Raw genomic sequence first — 18,473 nt, 5'->3', positions numbered from 1 at the left:
GAAATACATAAATATAATATAAACGGATTTTTATTCATACAGGATGGATTTTTATGATTGCTCTTTTTCAGATTGACAGGCTTCGCCTCAGTTATTTTTCATTCATTGGGCCTTTTGAAGCTTTTTAAACTAATTCTAATCTGGAAAATGCATTCTAATATAATAAATGTATGATTGCTCTTTTTAAAAGCAAAAAGAGCTATTTCACAGCCTTTATCAACTATACCTTTCCAACGTTCCTTTATGATAATCATTCTTTTATTATTATTTACACCCCTTTTCGCTGTCTCTTATACACATCTATAGAAAAATAATTATACAAATTGTATTATATTATACTGTTAATTTCAGGTCAATTTCAAATTTGAAAATAAATAATTATGTTGGCGTTTACCATGAAAGGGCAGTTAATTTGAAATGCGATTATCTTACGAGTAAATAACTTCATTTATTTAATCATTTTATGAGCAAAAAGCCTCCCCTCAACGGTTTTCATCCTTGGCAAACACCTATCTGACTAGCGGGGTGCTGTGTTTTCAAACAAAAAAACTGTTTGCCTTCTGCATTACAGAAAACAAACAGTTTTGTGATGACTCTTTTATTTTACATTCAAGATCCACATAAAACCGATAAAGACGAAAAACAAGACATACATGATCGGTGAGACTTCTTTGCCTCTTTTAGCAGCGATCATCGTGATTGGGTAGAAAATGAATCCTAAGGCGATCCCATCAGAAATGCTGTAAGTCAATGGCATACCGATCAGAATCAAGAAAGAAGGAATCGCAATTTCTAACTGGTCCCATTTGATTTCACGTAAGGACTGTGCCATCAATACACCGACGACGATCAGCGCAGGTGCTGTCACTTGTGACGTCACGACAGATAATAATGGGGAGAAAAACAAGCCAAAGATAAAGAATACCCCCGTCGTGATAGCGGTCAGACCAGAGCGGCCGCCAACTGCAATCCCTGCGGAAGATTCCACATAGGCACCCACTGGAGACGTTCCTAGTAGAGAGCCCGCCAACATCGCGGTCGAATCAGAAGCCAATGCTTTTCCGACACGGGGCATTTTATTGTCCTTCATGAAGCCTGCTTGATTGGCTAAACCTACCAACGTTCCAGCAGTATCAAAAAAAGTCACCAGCAGGAAGGTCAAGACAACGACCCAAAGCTGCAGCGTATTGATATCCTTCACGTGATTCAAAGCGACTAAGAAGGTCGGCTTCAAACTTGGCGCCGCCGAAACAATGTGCGTCGGTGCTTGGATCAGACCGGTTACTAACCCTAGCAATGTCGTCGCGACCATCCCGATAAAAATCCCGCCAGGAACGCGTCGTACCATTAAGATCGACGTAACGATCAAACCGAATACCGTCAACCATGTCGTTCCCACGCTCATTGAGCCCAGACCAACCAACGTCGATTTATTCGCGACGATGATGCCGCCCTCGCTTAATCCCAAGAAGGCAATAAAGAGGCCGATCCCGCCAGAGATCGCATATTTCAAATCAGAAGGGATCGCGTCAATGATCATTTCCCGTAATTTGAAAATCGTGATTAAAATAAAAATCAGCGATGCCACAAAAACTCCTGCTAAAGCGGTCTCCCAGCGAATCCCCATACCGATACAGACAGAATAGGCAAAGAAAGCATTGATCCCTAGTGCAGGTGCCGTCGCTATCGGATACCGTGCAAGAACCCCCATCAAGATACAGCCCAATGCACTAGCTAGTGCTGTCGCAGTGAAGACAGCCCCTTCGTCCATACCGGAGGCGCCTAGTACACTAGGATTGACAAAAAGAATATACGCCATCGAAATAAAGGTAGTAAAGCCCGCCAATATCTCTCTTTTTACAGTTGTATTTAGTTTTTCAAGTTCAAAATAGGAATTTATTTTCCCTTTCATGATACTCCCCCTACATTCTAAAAAAATGTTCGTAAAATAATAGCATGTTTTTTCAAACAACGTGGATAATCATATAATAAACACGATAATAAGTAAACAATAATCTGTGAAAAGAGTAAAACACGAACATTAACGCAATATAATACCTTTATAATTGAAACCCTTTCCCTGCTCTTAAACAAACTATTGGACAAATGATTCAAACCTCGCTATTTTTGAAAAGGACTTCCTATTCTGCTTATCTTCTATTCAACATTTCAACTAGTTGTACGTTAAAAAAAGCGCAAAAAAAGAAGGAGGATGACTTTGAAGCATCTTACGTTTAAACAATTTTGGGAATTGACGGAAATCTATACGGCACCGCTGAATCTTTTTATTATTTTATTAGGATATGCCATCGCAAACTTTCAATTAAATAGTGTACCCAGTCCTGAATTCTTTCTATTTGTCTTGATCATCGTGATGTTCCATATCACAGTGAACGTTTTTAACCATTATATGGACTATCGCAATGCTTCTGACGAGAAGTACAAGCAGCAGACCAACATCATTGGCCGGGATCACTTAGACCTGCGCTTCGTGCGGAATTTTTATTTGGGCAATTTGTTGATTTCTTTCCTATTAGGATTGGTTTTGGTTTGGCGAACAAATTGGGTGATCGGTGTGTTGGGGATCATTGGCTTTTATATTGGACTCTTCTATTCCTATGGCCGGCGTCCTTTGAATAGTCTGCCCATCGCGGAGGCGTTGACAGGAACTGCCAGCGGTTTTTTCATTACTGTAGTCAGCTATTATCTAACCGTTTATCAGACGCATGCGATCACACCTGCCATGATCGGCAACGTATTTTTGATCAGCTTGCCCCTCGTCTTGATGATGTTCAATAATTTACTGGCAAATAATACCTGTGACCTGGAAGAGGACATCGAAAACCACCGCAAAACATTGGTATATTACTTAGGAAAACCAGCTGCGGTAAAAGTCCTCTTAAGTGTCTATGTCTTCAGCTTCTTATGGTTGATCGTTCTGGTCGTTGCTGGTCTGGCTCCTTGGACGGTTTTGTTTTTAGTCTTCCTGTTTCCTAAAAACTGGCAGAACCTGAAACGGTATCGTGCCTTGCAGGACAAACGGACGACCTTCCCGATCGTTTTAAAGGCCATGTCTGCACTCATGGTCCTTTACCCGGTCCTTTATTTCATCGGCTCACTTTTCGCCTAAAAAAAGCCTGTTTACTTTCCTGGATTGGGAAGTAAACAGGCTTTCTTTTATACGATCAGCAAGTTGATCTTCAACTCATCAATGTCCTGCTGCTGTTCTCTTGTCATGTGCTTGTCCGTAATCAAGTAATCACATTCGTCTGGCGTAGCAAATTGTTTGAAGCTCCGCTGATTAATTTTACTAGACTCGCAAAGGACGATTTTTATTCGCCCGATATTGATCAGACTCTTTTTCATTTCCGCTGTCTCATAGTTAGGTGTTGAATGACCGTACTTTTTATCAAAAGAAGTCGTCCCTAAAATGACTTTATCGACAGAGAAACCTGCCAACCCAAGTGCTACAGAGCTTCCAGAAACATAGGGATAGCCATTGCGAATCGCGCCGCCGATGACTTGCACCTGATAATTGGTTTTTTCACTCAATAATAAGGCGATCTCTAGATCATACGTCAAAATGGTCAAACGCTTTAAAGGACTGTTGATCAATTTTTCAGCAAAGGCGCGGCAAGAAGTTCCGGTATCAATCGCCAAAATGTCATTTTCCTCGATCAATCGAACGGCTCGCTCGGCGATTTGGTATTTTTCACTCGTAAATTCGCGGCTTTTTGGAATGATCTCGACGCTGCGTTGAAAGTCTCGCTTGATTACCCCGCCATGTGTACGCGTCACTAGCCCTTCGTTTTCGAGTTCACGCAGATCATTGCGAATCGTTGAACCTGTCACATTAAAAATTTCTGCCAGCTCGGCCACTTGCATTCGATTTTTCTCATTGACTAAATTAACGATAGACTGCTTTCTTTCTTCTGCATACAATTGATCATCCATATTTTCTCACCTTTTTGTGTTTTGTTTCATTATAAAAGAAACTGAAAATGGAAGCAATCAAACTAAAATTAATCTTTGAAAACAATCACATTCTTTAACCCAATGGCATTCTTGGCATTCTCTAAAGCCTCATCGAATTGATCGATTGCGTAGCGTTTAGTAATTAAGTCCTTTAATGGAATCCTTCCGCTAGCAACTAGCTGCGCCGACATTCGATACCCCATCAAACTTGCACGTGTACAGCCGAAAACGCCTAATTGTTTATAGTGAAGAATATTGGTGTTTAACCGAACCTCTTCTTTTTCTTTTGGCAAACCGCCAAAGAAGAGACAACGACCATTCATTGCCATATACTGAAAACTTGCTTCTTGCGCCTGTGGAGCGGGGGCCGCGATGATACACAGATCCACCCCATGGTTATTCGTTTCTGCCGCTATTTTTTCCTTCAAGTTGTCCGAGGTCAATGGAACCAAATCGGGGATCATTTTTTTAGCATCCGCTAAACGCGCTTCCGATAAATCATTCATCATCACTTTCCCCGCGCCTCTTGCTCGTGCCAGCATCGCATGCATGATACCGATCGGGCCAGATCCAATGATCAACACCGTATCTCCCGGCTTATTTCCAGCAATTTCCTGCCCATTGAACACACAACTAAAGGGCTCGATCAACGCCGCCTCTTCATAAGACAATTGATCTGGTATCAATGAGATATTTCCCTGACGTACAGCTTTTTCCGGTATCACCAAATATTCAGCGAACCCACCAGGCAAGTTGATACCAAAAGCTTCATAGGTTTCACATAAATGTGTATTCCCTTGAACACACTGATCACAGATCCCGCAGCCCATATTTGGTGCGATCGCCACCCGCATACCTGCTTCGTAAAAATTCACCGCAGCGCCAACTTCGACGATATCCCCTGAGATCTCGTGTCCCAAAGTCAAAGGAGTCTCTTCGCTTGCCGTAGGATACCCATTTTTGTACATTCGTACATCGGTCCCGCAAATCGACGCTGCTTTGACCTTTATCAAAACTTCTTTTTCGGTTATCGTCGGTTTTTCTACTTCATTTAATCGAATGTTTTCTTTGCCTAATAATTGGATTGCTTTCATTCCTTCTCCACCTCGACAATTCTATTTTCCAACAAAGAGGTCAATCCTGCATTGACTAATCGAACCGCCATCAATCCGTCTCTTCCCGTACACTGCGGCTCCGTGTCAGTTAAAATACAATCAATGAAGGCCTGATCCTCCGCCATGTATGCATCTCTGAATAAATACATCCAGCTATGCATCGTTGGTTGGGTCAACTGCTGGTCGCTAGTTGCTACGAAGATATTGTGTTTTCCCTGATCACCAACTAAGATGCTTCCCTTTGTTCCAAGAATCTCTGTCCGTGCGTCATAGCCATATTGAACATATTGCGCGCCGTCGATCAACCCTAATTTTCCGTCCATAAAGCGTAGATTCATCGCTACTGTATCATAATAGTCTGGGTACTCGTCTTTCACTTCCGGCGAACGGTAATTGCCGCCATTGGCGTAAATACTCTCCACTTCACTGCCCGTTAACCAGCGTAAGGTATCCAGGTCGTGGCTGTTTACTTCCCCGATCGGCCCATTACTCTGCCGAATATCAAACATCCATGGTTTTGGTTTACTTGGACCATGGGTCAATGATTTCACTAAAACGACCTCCCCGATCGCCCCAGAATCCACGACTTTTTTTGCTTCCTGAAAACTGGCATCGAAGCGACGCATAAACCCGACCTGCAGCTTCACTTGATTGTCCTCTGCCGCTTGAATCATTTCCAAACATTCTGTTTCATCCATCGCCAATGGCTTCTCACAGAGAATATGTTTTTTTGCTGCCGCTGCTGCCAGTGCGATCTCCTTGTGATAACTTGTCGGAGTCACGATCACGACAGCGTGTATCTCAGGATTTTTCATGACCTCTCGGTAATCTTCATAAACGTATTGGCAGTTCAATTCCTGTTGAGCACCGTCTAAACTTTCTTTTGACGGATCACATAAGGCAATCAATTTAGCATTCTCAATTCGCCGAGCGAAGTTTTTTCCGTGGATCATGCCTGCTCGTCCAGTACCTATCAAACAAATATTTATCCATTCTGTCATGCCGATCATTACTCCTTAGCTGCTTGTTTCTTCTGCGAAAATACTTTTACTGTTGTCACCAAAAAACCGCTGATTGCTGTTCCGATTGCTAACGCCACGATATAAAGCAAGACATTTTCCACTGCTCTTGGGATCAAGAAAACGAAAAATCCGCCATGAGGAACCGCGATCCCGCACTTAAAGATCATTGACAGAGCACCAGTAATTGCTGAACCGACTGTCACAGAAGCCAATACACGGATCGGATCTGCCGCTGCAAAAGGAATCGCGCCTTCAGAAATAAATGACAATCCCAAGACCCAAGCAGATTTTCCTGCTTCACGTTCTTCTTTACTATATAAATTTTTACCTAAAACGGTTGAAGATAACGCCATTGCTAACGGTGGAACCATTCCAGAGACCATCACTGCTGCCATCACCATACTCGTTTCTCCCACGCCTAAATTCGTCAGCGAGGCGACACCGAAAAAGTATGCGGCTTTCCCGATCGGTCCCGCTAGATCGATGGCCATCATCCCGCCTAAAAGCAGTCCTAACAAGACAGAATTCATTCCTGATAAACTGTTCAACCAATTCGTGATTCCTTCATTTAAAGCCGTGATCGGAATACCTACAATAAATTTCATTACCAGACCAACAACTAATACCGATACGACCGGAAGGATCAATACAGGCAATAATCCTGAAAAAGCAGGTGGTAATTTTAAAACCTTCTTCAATCCAAATACGGTATAACCTGCTAGGAACCCGCCTAATAACGCGCCTAAAAAGCCCGCATTCATGGAAGAGGCGATCATCCCAGCGACCATCCCTGGTACAAGTCCTGGTCGATCCGCGATCGAAAAAGCAACGTATCCGCCCAGGATAGGCCACATCAATCCCATAGCGATACCGCCAAGCTCATTGATCGCTGCAGCCAGATCTCCTTCAGCATTGATCCCACCGAAAGCAAAGGCTAATGCGATACAGATCCCTCCTGCAACAACAAAAGGAATCATATAGGAAACGCCTGTCATCAGGTGACTATAAATCCCGCTTTTTTCTGATTTTGCTTCTGACTTCACTTCTGCTGAGGTAGAATAAATCGCCGCATTAGGCGCACGATCGAAAAGATCATCTGGATGATCAATGGCTTCTGTCACGTCGACTTCCAACAAACGCTTCCCATTGAAGCGATCCTTGTTAACTGATGTACTGGCCGCAATGATCACAGCATCTGCCTCTGCAATTTCTTGTGCGGTCAAAACATTTTCTGCTCCGATCGATCCCTGCGTCTCCACTTTAATCTCAATAGCTCTTTTCTTAGCCGCGATCTCTAAATTTTCTGCTGCCATATAGGTGTGCGCGATCCCGGTCGAGCACGATGTTATCCCAACAATTTTCATTTTTTCCACCCTTTCCTATTCAAAAATCTGATAGATTTCTTCTACATTTGTGGCAGTCATCAGCTTTTGACGGACATCCTCATGCATTAGTTTACGGGAGAGTTTGCTTAAAATTCTCAGGTGCTCGTCATTTGACGTTTCAGGTACGGCGATCAAGAACATCAGATGGACTGGCTTGCCATCCATCGAATCGTACTGAATCCCTTCATGACTCCGTCCAAATGCCAGCGCTGGAACGGTTACAGCAGCACTCTTTCCGTGAGGGATCGCCACCCCAAAGCCGATCCCGGTGGTACTTTCTTCTTCTCTCTTCATTACAGCATCCAAGTAAACGTTCTCATTTCCAACAACACCTTCTGAAACGAAGGTGCTCGCAAGTTCAATGATCGCTGCCTGTTTTTCAATCGCTTTTAAATCAAAATTTATGAATGCTGCTTTCAATACATCGCGAATTTCTGTCATTTATTTACTCCTTTATCGACTGTTTATACTCTTCCACAATTTTGATACCCGAACTTGTTCCTAATCGTTCTGCCCCAGCTTCTAACATTTTTAGCGCGGTGTCTAAATCACGAATCCCTCCAGCAGCCTTTACCTTTACCTTATCTCCAACAACCTTTTTCATGAGTGCGACATCTTCCACTGTAGCGCCGTTTGTACCGAAGCCTGTGGATGTTTTTACAAAATCAGGTTTGATTTCCTTAGCGATTTCACAAACAGTGATTTTTTCTTCATTTGTTAAATAGCACGTTTCTAGAATGACTTTGCTAAGGATCTTGCCTTCACGGGAAGCATTTACGATTGCTTTCATTTCTTCACGAATATACGCATTATCACCTTCCTTTAATTTGCCGATATTGATCACGTAATCAATTTCGTCTGCCCCATTTTTAATGGCATCCTGCACCTCAAATACTTTCGTTTCAATCGTCGTTTGCCCTAATGGAAATCCGATCGCCGCCCCTACATGAACCTCACTATCCTTCAAAAAATCCCGACACATCGCAACTGGATAAGAGTTGATCGCTACCATTTTGAACCCATATTCATCCGCTTCTCTACACAATCTCTCAAACCCTTCTTTAGTTGCATCCGCTTTTAATAATGTGTGATCCACCATATTTGCTAATTTCTTTAGTTCAATCATTTGTTTACTCCTTTTTGTTTTTATTTACACTCTTATATTATCATTTACTTTCATTTTGTCAATCTGTAGAACTAATTTTTTTAAATAAAAGCAAACGAATCAAAATAAAAACACCAATTACTCGAAAGTAACTGGTGTCTCTTAGTGCTAAATTTTAAAAACTGAACTCATCGTGTCAATTCATCTGGCCAGGCTGAAGTGCCGCCTAAAACAGTTGTCACGTTGTAGCCCTGATTGCTTAACAGGCCGCACGCGTTTTCTGAGCGCGCTCCTGATTGGCAAATGAGGTAATACTTTTTTTCTGGATCAAGTGTTTTCATTGCATTCGCTAGCTGACTTAATGGAACGTTTTTTGCTTTGGGGACGTGCCCCATTTCATATTCATACGACTCACGAACATCAAGGATCGCGATTTCTTCTTGTTGTGCGAGTGGGTAAAAATCCTTCATTGCGATTGAACTAGTCATAAAGTAATTCCTCCGGTCTTACCGTTTTATACAGCGCAAACGCGCCATCCAAATTTTTTACTTTGAATCCTTTTTGCTTGAGCAAGCGTTCAGCCACATAGCTTCGCAGCCCGCTGTGGCAGCTGACGATGTACGCCTTGGTTGGATCTAATTCAGAAACTCTGTCTCTTAATTGATTCAAAGGAATCGAAAGCGCATCGGGAAAGCGGCCATTGGCTAATTCTTCAGGATTTCGAACATCTAATAGCTGATAGCCCCTTTCCTGCGCTTCCTTCAATTGAGACCATTGGATCGAATCGCTGATGCCTTCAGACAGGTTGATTGCCGCGTAGCCTAACATGTTTACAGGATCTTTCGCAGAACCAAACGGCGGGGCATAGGTGAATTCTAATTCCGGCAAATCGAAAATCGTCAATCCACCTTTAATAGCTGTAGCCAAAATGTCGATACGCTTGTCGATGCCCTTCCCGCCGACACCTTGTGCGCCATATAGTTTCCCCGTTTTTGGTTCAAACACCAGTTTTAACGTTAACTCGCTGGCACCTGGATAATAACTCGCATGATCTTTTCCAGAAACATGGACCACTTGATAGTCTAATCCCGACTGTTTAACGGTTCGTTCACTCAGACCGGTTGAGGCTGCCGCAAGGTCAAACACACGCACGATTGCTGTACCGATACTCCCGCGGTTGCTTCGCTTCAAGCCGGCAATAACATCCGCCACTTGCCGGCCTTGACGATTTGCTGGAGAAGCTAGCGCGATCAGTGCATCCTCTTCGCTGATCTGCTGCTTCACTACGATGGCGTCACCGACTGCGTAAATGTCCGATGCACTGGTTTGATAGGTTTCATCTACCATGATGCCGCCGCCAAAACCGGTTTTTATGCCCGCGTCTTTGGCTAGACTGCTTTCAGGTCGTACACCTACTGAAAGAATCGTCATATCTGACTGTAACACTTCTCCGTTTGTTAAAACTATTTTTTGTCCCTGTTCAGTGAAACGTTGCGCCGATTCTCCAGTGATGACGCGAACGTCGTTACGAATCAGTTCGTTCTGGACAAAGGCGGCCATTTCTTCGTCTAATGGCGGTAAAACATGGGGGGCTTTTTCAACCACCGTCACCTTTATACCCCGTGAACTCAAATTTTCTGCCATTTCCAGCCCAATAAATCCAGCTCCGATCACTGTAGCTGTCGCCGGCTTCTTCGCTAAAGCGGCCATGATCTGATCTAAGTCAGGCACATTGCGCAAACTATACACATTGGTTGCTTCCGTTACTCCTGCCATTTCTGGGATCAACGGTTTTGCTCCTGGGGATAAGATCAGCTTGTCATAGGTCTCTTCAAAAGTACCTTGCTCATTTTTGATCGTTACAGTCTTCTTATCGGGAGAAATAGCTGTGACCTCATGAAACGGACGAACATCTAGGTTGAAGCGGGCACTTAGGGATTCCGGTGTCTGGACCAATAACGCTTCTCGATCAGCGATTTCACCAGAAACATAATAAGGCAATCCACAATTGGCAAACGAGACAAACGGCCCCTTTTCCAGAACGAGGATCTCCGCATCCTCCATCAAGCGACGCAGACGCGTTGCCGCGGACATACCGCCTGCCACACCACCTACAATGATAATTTTCATTCTATTTTCCTCCTCTAGTGGCACCTTGCCAACGATTCATTCCGCCTTGAACATTCGTTACGTGATACCCTTTTTTCAGTAACACCTTGGCTGCTTGCTTGCTGCGCATGCCAGATTGGCAAATGACATACACTTCCTTTTCTTTCCCCTGGTAACGATCGATCTTATTCAATGGATAATTTTTCGCCTTTGCAATATGCCCTCTACGGTATTCCTCTGCTGTACGAACATCAAGCAAAGAGATGGATTGATCCATTCTTTCAGCCAAATCCTGTGTTGAAATGGTCGGGATTCGTTTAAATAGCTGAAACATTTTACAGCCTCCTTTTTCTTTATCAAAAATACCTAGCAGGGTATTTTTACCACAAAGAAAGCTTTTCTGTCAACTACTCTGTTTTCATACAAGCGGGTTGAAAAACAATCTGCTTGACGAAATATACCCTGAGTAGGTATATTCTTCTTAACTAGAGAAATAAAGGAAGTGAACGTGCGTGGAGATTGAAGACAAAAAGATTCTCAACCGTTTAAAACGAACGGAAGGGCAGATTCGCGGAGTGCAGAAAATGATCGATGAGGAGAAGGAATGTATGGATATCATCACTCAATTAAGCGCAGTACGCTCAAGCATTGATCGCGTGATGGGGATGATCGTAGCCGAAAATCTGAAGAACTGTTTTGAAAATCCTGACAATAACCCTGAAGAACAGGCACAAAAATTAGAACAAGCAATCAACATGATTATTAAGAAATAAGGTGTAAAAATGAACGTCGTATTCCATATTGATGACTTAGAAAAATGGGCTGAAACAGCCAGCAATGTTAAAAACTTATTGAAAGAACCCTATAAAATCGCTATCATTGTTTTAGTAAATGGAAAAGCAATCAACGGGTATCTCTCACCGGAAAATCAAGCATTTATCGCCACGGAAGGCGTGACCTTCCATGCCTGCAACAACGCAATGCGTGCCAATAAGATCACGAAGGAACAGCTACCAGACAATGTCGTCGTCGTTCCTGCAGGTGTATTGGATTTGATCGAACTGCAAGCAAAAGGCTATGCCTATATCAAACCGTAAAAGCATCTAGTCGGGGGACTGAAGATGAGAAAGTGAGACCGCTCGGGGAAGGAAGTTGGGTTTTGGACACAATTGAAAATATCAATAAGAAGATGCATGTGACGGGAAGTTTGATCAATTTAAAAACGATCCAAGAAAATTTTGAAAAGATCAATGTCAAAGACATCCACTCAAAAGAAGAAAAGCAAGAGATCATGGATTTTCTGACTGCTATCGGCACTGAGATAGCATCTATCCAAGAGAAAATTGCCTTTATTCGTCAGATGTAAACCACGAAGGTATGCTTGTTTTCCTGCGCATACGATTCCACTAATCGCGAAGTGGAACTCGCAAAGTGGAACTCGCAGCTAACTCTTTGTAATGTATTCATTTTCCTATAAACCGGAAAATGAGAGTTATTTTCGTGCGCATACGATTCCACTAATCGCGTAAAACGCGAAGTGGAACTCGCGGCTAACTCTTTGTAATGTATTCATTTTCCTAAAGATCGGAAAATGAGAGTTATTTTCATGCGCATACGATTCCACTAATCGCGTAAAACGCGAAGTGGAACTCGCAAAGTGGAACTCGCAAAAATCCCACACCTTGATTTAGGGAATCAGGGTGTGGGATTTTTTATGCACTTATTTTTCTGTAGACATCGATGATTTCTTTTGCCAAGTCGGTAAAGGCAATGGAGGTCATCAGATGGTCTTGACTGTGGACAGTCAGGAGGTTCAGGTCGAGGTGTTCGCCTTGGGCTTCTTTTGTTAACAATCCTGTTTGTGAGTGATGCGCTTCGACAAGTGATTCCTCTGCTTGTTTGATTTTTTCATCGGCTAATTGGAAATCCCCATCCTTTGCTTCTTGGATGGCTTCCATCGCATTGCTTTTGGCATTGCCGCCATGAATGATCAATCCCATGACTGCTTCTAAATTTTCTTGTTCCATAGGGTACCCCCTTCATTTTTTCATTGCAGGATCTAGCTGTTGATCATACTGACCGCTTGATCCAGTACCTTTTCACCATTCATCATTCCATAATCAGTCATATTGATGACCTCTACCGGAATCCCCAGAGGTGTCAGCTTTTCTTCAAATTGCTTTTGCATGAAGCGGACTTGCGGACCCAATAAGACAGTGTCGATTTTTCTTTGTTCCAGCTTATTTGTCGCTTCTGCGGCAGCGATCGCAAAAATATCTACGTCCAGTCCTTGCGTTTCTGCGGCTTTTTGCATCTTCGTCACTAACATGCTGGTACTCATTCCAGCGTTGCAGATCAACATAATCGTTTTTTCACTCATCCCTATTCCTCCTAAAGCTTTTCGCCATTGCTGGCGATCACGTTTTGGAACCAATAAAACGAATCCTTTTTACTGCGTTCCAATGTCCCTTGACCCTCATTGTTTTTATCGACATAAATGAAGCCGTACCTTTTTTTCATTTCACCCGTCCCAGCAGAAACCAAATCAATAAAGCCCCAAGGTGTATACCCCATCAAATCGATGCCGTCATAAATGACTGCTTCTTGCATGGCTTCAATGTGCTCCCGTAAATAATCGATTCGATACTCGTCGTGGATCTCACCGTCGTCACCGATTTCATCTACTGCCCCGAAGCCGTTCTCAACGATGAATAGCGGCAGCTCGTACCGATCATTGAACCAATTCATGGCATATCGCAGCCCTGTAGGATCGATTTGCCAGCCCCATTCTGATGCTTTCACGTAAGGATTTTCTACTAAATCATGCGCTTCGTCATAATCGTACGCAGGTCCTTTGTCATGATCCTTCACAGCAAAAGACATATAGTAGCTGAACCCAATGTAATCAACGGTCCCTTTCGTCAATTGCACTTCATCTTCTGTCGTAATATCTAAGTCGAATTGTTTTCGATCAAAGTACGCCTTCATATAACTCGGATAACGCCCTTTGCAATGAACATCTGTGAACCAGTACCGACGCTGCATCGCCACTGTCGCCGCCATCATATCTGATGGACTGCACGAATAGGGATAGATCGGTACCATGGCGATCATACAGCCGATCTCAAAGTTTGGATTGATCTGGTATCCGATCTCGATCGCTTTGGCACTTGCCACCAGCTCATAATGCGCCGCTTGGTACATGATTTTTTCCCGATCATCTTCCGCGTCAAATTTTAGACCGGAATTCGTGAATGGGGCAAAATCTTCGTAATAGTTCGTTTGGTTATTGATCTCATTGAAGGTCATCCAGTACGTCACTTTGTCTTTATAGCGAGTGAAGCAGACTTCTGAAAAACGGGCGAAGAAGTCAATCATCTTCCGATTTTTCCAACCGCCATATTCGGTCACTAAATGATAAGGCATCTCAAAATGCGACAAGGTGATCACGGGTTCGATCCCATACTTTAGACATTCATCGAAGAGGTCATCGTAAAACTGCAGCCCTGCTTCGTTCGGCTCTGCTTCGTCACCCTTGGGGAAGATACGCGTCCAAGCGATGGATGTACGAAAACATTTCAAGCCCAACTCAGCAAATAATTTTACGTCTTCTTTATAACGGCCGTAAAAATCAATGGCCTCATGATTGGGGTAATTTTCTCCTTCTAGCACTCCGTTTGTAATGCGGCGCGGAACGCCATGGGCACCGACGGTCATCACATCAGCTACACTGACGCCCTTTCCGCCATCTTGCCATCCGCCTTCTAATTGATGGGCGGCAACTGCGCCGCCCCATAAAAAGTTCTCTTTAAAAATACTCATAAGCTTACCTCTTCAATCCTCTTTTGTTTAAACCGTTGCTTGTCCGTCTGCGGTTTTTTCTCCGTTTTCCAATTCCTTCTCGATTTGCTCCATGCTTTCACCTTTTTCTTGCAGGTAGTTCAATGAATCCACTTTACGAACAAATGGCAGGTAGATAAAGAAGCCTAACACTAATACGACTGCCTGCAACAATGCGGTTCTCCATCCACCAACTAAGAAACCAGAAATGATCGGCGGTGTTGTCCATGGTACTTGTACCGCGGTAAATAATGGTACGAGACCTGAATACAAGGAGAAGTACGTGATGACTCCTGAAATCATCGGTGTCAAAATAAATGGCAGAGCCATGATTGGATTCATTACGATCGGTGTCGCAAATAAAATCGGTTCGTTGATATTAAAGAATGCGGGCAGCAATGCCAAACGCCCTAATTGTTTAAACTGCGCGGAGCGAGCGAACATGACCATGAACATCACGATCCCGATCGTCATCCCTGCACCAGTAACAGTCATAAATTGGTCCAAAAATTGTTGTGTCACGATGTGTCCGCCATTGGCAACGGTCAATTCTTTTCCTGAATTTAAAATCGCTGTGTTTTCTAATGAGTTCGCTTGTAAGATCGGACCCATGATCCCGCCGACCAAGGTTGATCCGTGAACGCCGAAGAACCACAAGAATGGTACTAAGAAACCGAGCATCATCGCACCGCCAAAGGTATCGGTCACCCCTTGCATCGGTGTTTGGATCACTTTATAAATAGCTTCTACAACTGTTGTATTGAAGACTTTGTCAAAAATCACATAGACGATCAATGAGAAGGTCGTGATCACCGCTGCTGGAATCAATGCGGTAAATGAGTTGGCTACGTTTGCAGGTACTTGTTCTGGTAATTTGATCCGAATGTCGCGTTTCAAGAACCAAGAATACGCCCAACCAACGAATAGACCAACCAGGATCGCACTGATCATTCCTTGACCGCCTGTCCATGTCTTGTCGATGACGTTCGATACGACTGCGTTTGTTTCTGCATTTGTTGCAGTTGAATGCTGTGTCAACAAGAAGACCACTAGCGCGATCATCCCAGCGGGCAAGCCTTCAAAGCCTTCTTCTTTTACATAAGAGTTCGCGATACCCATGACAGCAAAAATCGACATAATTGCAAAGGATGCTCCGAATGCTTCGTTAAAATAAACATCTAAACCGCTGCTGGCTACCCACTCTGAAACTGCGGGAATCGGGAAATTCGCTAAAAGTAAGAAGACGGAACCGACGATCGTAAAGGGCATCGTGTACAGCATCCCGTTTCGCAACGCCGTGATTGCTTTTGTATTTACAAATTTTAGAATCGGGGGTAATAATTTCTCATTGATAAAGTTATTCATAAATAATTCTCCTTAAATAAAATAATTTTTTTGCAGCGATGGCCATTCGCATTTTTTGTATCCGTTTACAGTATTATCATAAGCGATGCTTTCTGCGATTGGAATACTTCTGGAATCGTCAGAAACATGTTCCAATAAAAAAAACAGTCCGACTGTTTTGGACAGCCCGGCTGCTACTTTTAAAAAAATCGGTTGGCTTTTTAGTGATTGTCTCGTTGATACGATTGATGGGCCAATATCTCCAACAAAGCGATGACGGGGACCTGTGTGGTCAAATTGATGGCCTCATCGTTCGGATCAGGACCCGAAACTTCCGGCATATAATAGGAAATATTAAAATCGGCCATCTGGGCAATAATGGAATGCTGATCGTTGGTGATGCTCAAAATTTTGGCACCGTACCGTCTGAAATCCTCGATCTGCTTGATGATCTCCGTCGTTTTTCCAGAAACAGAAAGTACCACGACAAGCGTCGTATCCAAGCCACGTGTCGGCACAGGGATAAAGGGATCGGTAATGGCATAGGCATTGAATTGCAGGTTTGAAAAATAGCGTGCGCCGTAGGTTCCCAGCGTCCCGCTTGTCCCTATTCCTGTAAAAACAAGATGTTTACTACCGACGATCAAGTCGATCGCAGGATCGATCACCGTGTGATACCCTTCATTGTTGACTTTTTTTAGAAACGCGTCGACATGGACCGTCGCATCATAAAAGGCTTCAAAAGATTGGCCCTTTCGTGAAAGATTTTCCTTTAGTGCATACTTGAACTCTGTATAGCCCGAATATCCGAGCTTATTTAGGCATCGTAAAATTGTTGACGTAGAGACATGGCAGCTGTCAGAAAGGTCACGGATCGTCAGACGCCCTATGCGTTCCATATTTTCCACGATAAAGGTATAAACGATCAACTCCAATTCATTTAGATCTTTCACTTTTTGCGAATCAAACATCCCATCTCAACTCCTACTAATGTGGTACGTGCACCCTATATTATCCCATAAAATCCAAAGATTACACAGTCTATTGATTGTTTTTTGCGTTATTTATTCAAATCACGTACACTGGTTTTATCAGCAACTACGAATAAGGAGGAATACAATGATCCAAGCAATTGCCGTTGATATGGACGGAACTTTTTTAAGGTCAGATAATACCTATGATAACGAACGCTTCGCCAACTTATTTAAGCGGTTCCAAGAGCACCAGATTCATTTCATCGTCGCCAGCGGGAATCAATATTATCAACTGAAGTCCTTCTTCCCAGAACATGAAGACCAGCTCACGTTCGTGTCGGAAAATGGGGCGTTGATTTTTGAGCAGGGACGTTTGCTTCGCAGCAAAAGCTTTTCACCCGAACGAGTCGAACGAATACTGGCCTTTATAGCTGCTCATGAGCTGGACCTTGACGTGATCGTCTGCGGGATTGATTCGGCGTATATTTTGAAAGAGACCCCGCAAGCGATTCGCGACTTTTCTCGCGTCTATTATCACCGTCTAAAGGAACTGGATTCCTTTGATGAGCTGCCTTCTGAGGACCGTTTTGTAAAATTCGCTTTAGACCTGCCTATAGACAGAGTCGCCGCCTTCGTCACTGAGATGAATGACGTCTTTAAGGACGAGATCAAAGCCGTCGCCAGCGGTCACGGCAGTGTGGATATCATTATCCCAGGAATGAACAAAGGCGCCGCGATCCAATGGCTGTTGGACCGTTGGCATGTCTCTCCGGAGCATCTGGCTGCTTTTGGTGATGCGAACAACGATCTGGAGATGCTCGGGTTAACACCCAACAGCTATGCGATGGCAGCGAGCAGTCCCGCAGTGATCGAGACCGCTAAGCACCGCGCACCGTCAAATAACGATTCTGGCGTGATGGTTGTTTTAGAACAGTTACTGGAGGAGCAAAACAATGAAGCATGAATGGCGAAAAGCTGAAAAGCAAATGTATCTACCGAAAAAAATCGAGGTCCAGACGATCCCAGCGTATAACTTTATCTGCTTATCCGGTCATGGCGACCCCAACAGCGCGTTATTTGCAGAACAAATCGGCGCGCTCTATGCCCTCTCTTACGCCTTGCGGATGAAAGTAAAAAAAGGCGAGATCGGTGAACCTTTTGAATACACCGTTTATCCGCTAGAGGGAGTCTGGACTTCTGAAACAGACCCTGGCGACGGACCGATCATTAAAGATGAATTGCTCTACCAGATCATGATCCGCCAACCCGATCGCATCTCCAAGGAAGATTTTCTGGCGATCGTTGAACCAACCTTCAAAAAGAAACAAAATCCTTTTATCAAAGAAGCCGCCTTCATCGAATACGAAGAAGGACGTGTGGTGCAGACGATCCACCTCGGTTCCTACGATGACGAGCCAGCGACCTTTGCCAAAATGCACGCCTTCATGGAGGAAAACGAGCTGCAAAAAACCCGCACGATGGGAAACTACATCCATCGGGAAATCTACCTTTCCGATCCGCGAAAAGTCGCGCCTGAAAAACAAAAAACGGTGCTGCGCTATAAGCTCAACTAAAAAGAAGTTCCAAGCTCAAATTCGGCTTGG

Annotated in this window: 21 protein-coding genes; 6 read left to right on the top strand and 15 right to left on the bottom strand. The window is 43.7% G+C overall.

Features of this window, described 5'->3' with window-relative positions; genetic code table 11:
* Window positions 1-598: 598 nt before the first annotated feature.
* Window positions 599-1,912, bottom strand: coding sequence for an NCS2 family permease (locus A5868_RS03345; RefSeq protein ID WP_010781750.1), 1,314 nt, complete (start codon window positions 1,910-1,912; stop codon window positions 599-601).
* Window positions 1,913-2,218: 306 nt separating this feature from the next.
* On the opposite strand from A5868_RS03345, the gene A5868_RS03340 reads away from it, so the two are divergent.
* Window positions 2,219-3,130 carry a UbiA family prenyltransferase gene (locus tag A5868_RS03340; protein ID WP_086305459.1) on the top strand — a complete coding sequence of 304 codons (912 nt, stop codon included), beginning with the start codon at window positions 2,219-2,221 and terminating at the stop codon, window positions 3,128-3,130.
* A gap of 47 nt (window positions 3,131-3,177) precedes the next feature.
* On the opposite strand, the gene A5868_RS03335 is transcribed toward A5868_RS03340, so the two are convergent.
* The 9 genes from A5868_RS03335 to A5868_RS03295 all read right to left on the bottom strand — a co-directional run bounded on the left by A5868_RS03335 (window position 3,178) and on the right by A5868_RS03295 (window position 11,045).
* On the bottom strand, window positions 3,178-3,954 hold the full coding sequence (locus A5868_RS03335) for a DeoR/GlpR family DNA-binding transcription regulator (protein WP_086305458.1): 777 nt from the start codon (window positions 3,952-3,954) through the stop codon (window positions 3,178-3,180).
* A 68-nt stretch (window positions 3,955-4,022) separates the two neighbouring features.
* Complete coding sequence (locus A5868_RS03330) at window positions 4,023-5,069, bottom strand: alcohol dehydrogenase catalytic domain-containing protein (protein WP_086305457.1); 1,047 nt, start codon at window positions 5,067-5,069, stop codon at window positions 4,023-4,025.
* Complete coding sequence (locus A5868_RS03325; RefSeq protein WP_086305760.1) at window positions 5,066-6,091, bottom strand: Gfo/Idh/MocA family oxidoreductase; 1,026 nt, start codon at window positions 6,089-6,091, stop codon at window positions 5,066-5,068. The genes A5868_RS03330 and A5868_RS03325 overlap by 4 nt, the downstream gene beginning before the upstream one ends.
* A gap of 8 nt (window positions 6,092-6,099) precedes the next feature.
* The gene (locus A5868_RS03320) at window positions 6,100-7,476 is read right to left on the bottom strand and encodes a PTS fructose transporter subunit IIC (RefSeq protein ID WP_086305456.1); all 1,377 of its coding nucleotides are present in this window, start codon (window positions 7,474-7,476) and stop codon (window positions 6,100-6,102) included.
* Between the two features lie 15 nt (window positions 7,477-7,491).
* Window positions 7,492-7,938 carry a PTS sugar transporter subunit IIA gene (locus tag A5868_RS03315; protein ID WP_086305455.1) on the bottom strand — a complete coding sequence of 149 codons (447 nt, stop codon included), beginning with the start codon at window positions 7,936-7,938 and terminating at the stop codon, window positions 7,492-7,494.
* A gap of 4 nt (window positions 7,939-7,942) precedes the next feature.
* Complete coding sequence (deoC, locus tag A5868_RS03310; protein ID WP_086305454.1) at window positions 7,943-8,623, bottom strand: deoxyribose-phosphate aldolase; 681 nt, start codon at window positions 8,621-8,623, stop codon at window positions 7,943-7,945.
* 167 nt (window positions 8,624-8,790) lie between these two features.
* On the bottom strand, window positions 8,791-9,090 hold the full coding sequence (locus A5868_RS03305) for a rhodanese-like domain-containing protein (protein WP_086305453.1): 300 nt from the start codon (window positions 9,088-9,090) through the stop codon (window positions 8,791-8,793).
* On the bottom strand, window positions 9,083-10,732 hold the full coding sequence (locus tag A5868_RS03300) for an FAD-dependent oxidoreductase (RefSeq protein ID WP_086305452.1): 1,650 nt from the start codon (window positions 10,730-10,732) through the stop codon (window positions 9,083-9,085). Before A5868_RS03300 ends, A5868_RS03305 begins: the two co-directional genes overlap by 8 nt.
* Window position 10,733: 1 nt before the next feature.
* Complete coding sequence (locus tag A5868_RS03295; protein WP_086305451.1) at window positions 10,734-11,045, bottom strand: rhodanese-like domain-containing protein; 312 nt, start codon at window positions 11,043-11,045, stop codon at window positions 10,734-10,736.
* 178 nt (window positions 11,046-11,223) lie between these two features.
* Here A5868_RS03295 and A5868_RS03290 point away from each other — a divergent pair, with 178 nt between their 5' ends.
* The 3 genes from A5868_RS03290 (at window position 11,224) to A5868_RS03280 (ending at window position 12,077) form a co-directional block, all read left to right on the top strand.
* On the top strand, window positions 11,224-11,484 hold the full coding sequence (locus A5868_RS03290; RefSeq protein WP_086305450.1) for a metal-sensitive transcriptional regulator: 261 nt from the start codon (window positions 11,224-11,226) through the stop codon (window positions 11,482-11,484).
* A gap of 9 nt (window positions 11,485-11,493) precedes the next feature.
* On the top strand, window positions 11,494-11,808 hold the full coding sequence (locus A5868_RS03285) for a DsrE family protein (RefSeq protein WP_010781762.1): 315 nt from the start codon (window positions 11,494-11,496) through the stop codon (window positions 11,806-11,808).
* Window positions 11,809-11,870: 62 nt separating this feature from the next.
* Window positions 11,871-12,077 carry a hypothetical protein gene (locus A5868_RS03280; protein ID WP_086305449.1) on the top strand — a complete coding sequence of 69 codons (207 nt, stop codon included), beginning with the start codon at window positions 11,871-11,873 and terminating at the stop codon, window positions 12,075-12,077.
* 346 nt (window positions 12,078-12,423) lie between these two features.
* Here A5868_RS03280 and A5868_RS03275 read toward each other — a convergent pair whose 3' ends face one another.
* From A5868_RS03275 to A5868_RS03255, 5 genes are all read right to left on the bottom strand, one after another.
* Entirely contained in the window at window positions 12,424-12,738 is a 315-nt protein-coding gene (locus A5868_RS03275) for a PTS lactose/cellobiose transporter subunit IIA (RefSeq protein WP_010781764.1), read from the bottom strand.
* Between the two features lie 32 nt (window positions 12,739-12,770).
* The gene (locus tag A5868_RS03270) at window positions 12,771-13,091 is read right to left on the bottom strand and encodes a PTS sugar transporter subunit IIB (protein WP_086305448.1); all 321 of its coding nucleotides are present in this window, start codon (window positions 13,089-13,091) and stop codon (window positions 12,771-12,773) included.
* Between the two features lie 11 nt (window positions 13,092-13,102).
* On the bottom strand, window positions 13,103-14,533 hold the full coding sequence (locus A5868_RS03265) for a 6-phospho-beta-glucosidase (protein WP_086305447.1): 1,431 nt from the start codon (window positions 14,531-14,533) through the stop codon (window positions 13,103-13,105).
* 27 nt (window positions 14,534-14,560) lie between these two features.
* Window positions 14,561-15,916, bottom strand: coding sequence for a PTS sugar transporter subunit IIC (locus tag A5868_RS03260; protein WP_010781767.1), 1,356 nt, complete (start codon window positions 15,914-15,916; stop codon window positions 14,561-14,563).
* Between the two features lie 200 nt (window positions 15,917-16,116).
* Window positions 16,117-16,866 carry a MurR/RpiR family transcriptional regulator gene (locus A5868_RS03255; RefSeq protein ID WP_086305446.1) on the bottom strand — a complete coding sequence of 250 codons (750 nt, stop codon included), beginning with the start codon at window positions 16,864-16,866 and terminating at the stop codon, window positions 16,117-16,119.
* Between the two features lie 148 nt (window positions 16,867-17,014).
* Here A5868_RS03255 and A5868_RS03250 point away from each other — a divergent pair, with 148 nt between their 5' ends.
* Together A5868_RS03250 and A5868_RS03245 are read left to right on the top strand one after the other, a co-directional pair.
* A complete protein-coding gene (locus A5868_RS03250; RefSeq protein WP_086305445.1) occupies window positions 17,015-17,833 on the top strand; it encodes a Cof-type HAD-IIB family hydrolase in 819 nt (272 codons plus the stop codon).
* Complete coding sequence (locus A5868_RS03245; RefSeq protein ID WP_086305444.1) at window positions 17,823-18,443, top strand: GyrI-like domain-containing protein; 621 nt, start codon at window positions 17,823-17,825, stop codon at window positions 18,441-18,443. Before A5868_RS03250 ends, A5868_RS03245 begins: the two co-directional genes overlap by 11 nt.
* Window positions 18,444-18,473: the final 30 nt, after the last annotated feature.

It is taken from the genome of Enterococcus sp. 12F9_DIV0723 (assembly GCF_002174375.1).
GTDB classification, from domain to species: Bacteria; Bacillota; Bacilli; order Lactobacillales; family Enterococcaceae; genus Enterococcus_A; species Enterococcus_A gilvus.
Note: the sequence above shows the minus strand (reverse complement) of the source record. Positions and strands in the feature narration are given on the sequence as shown.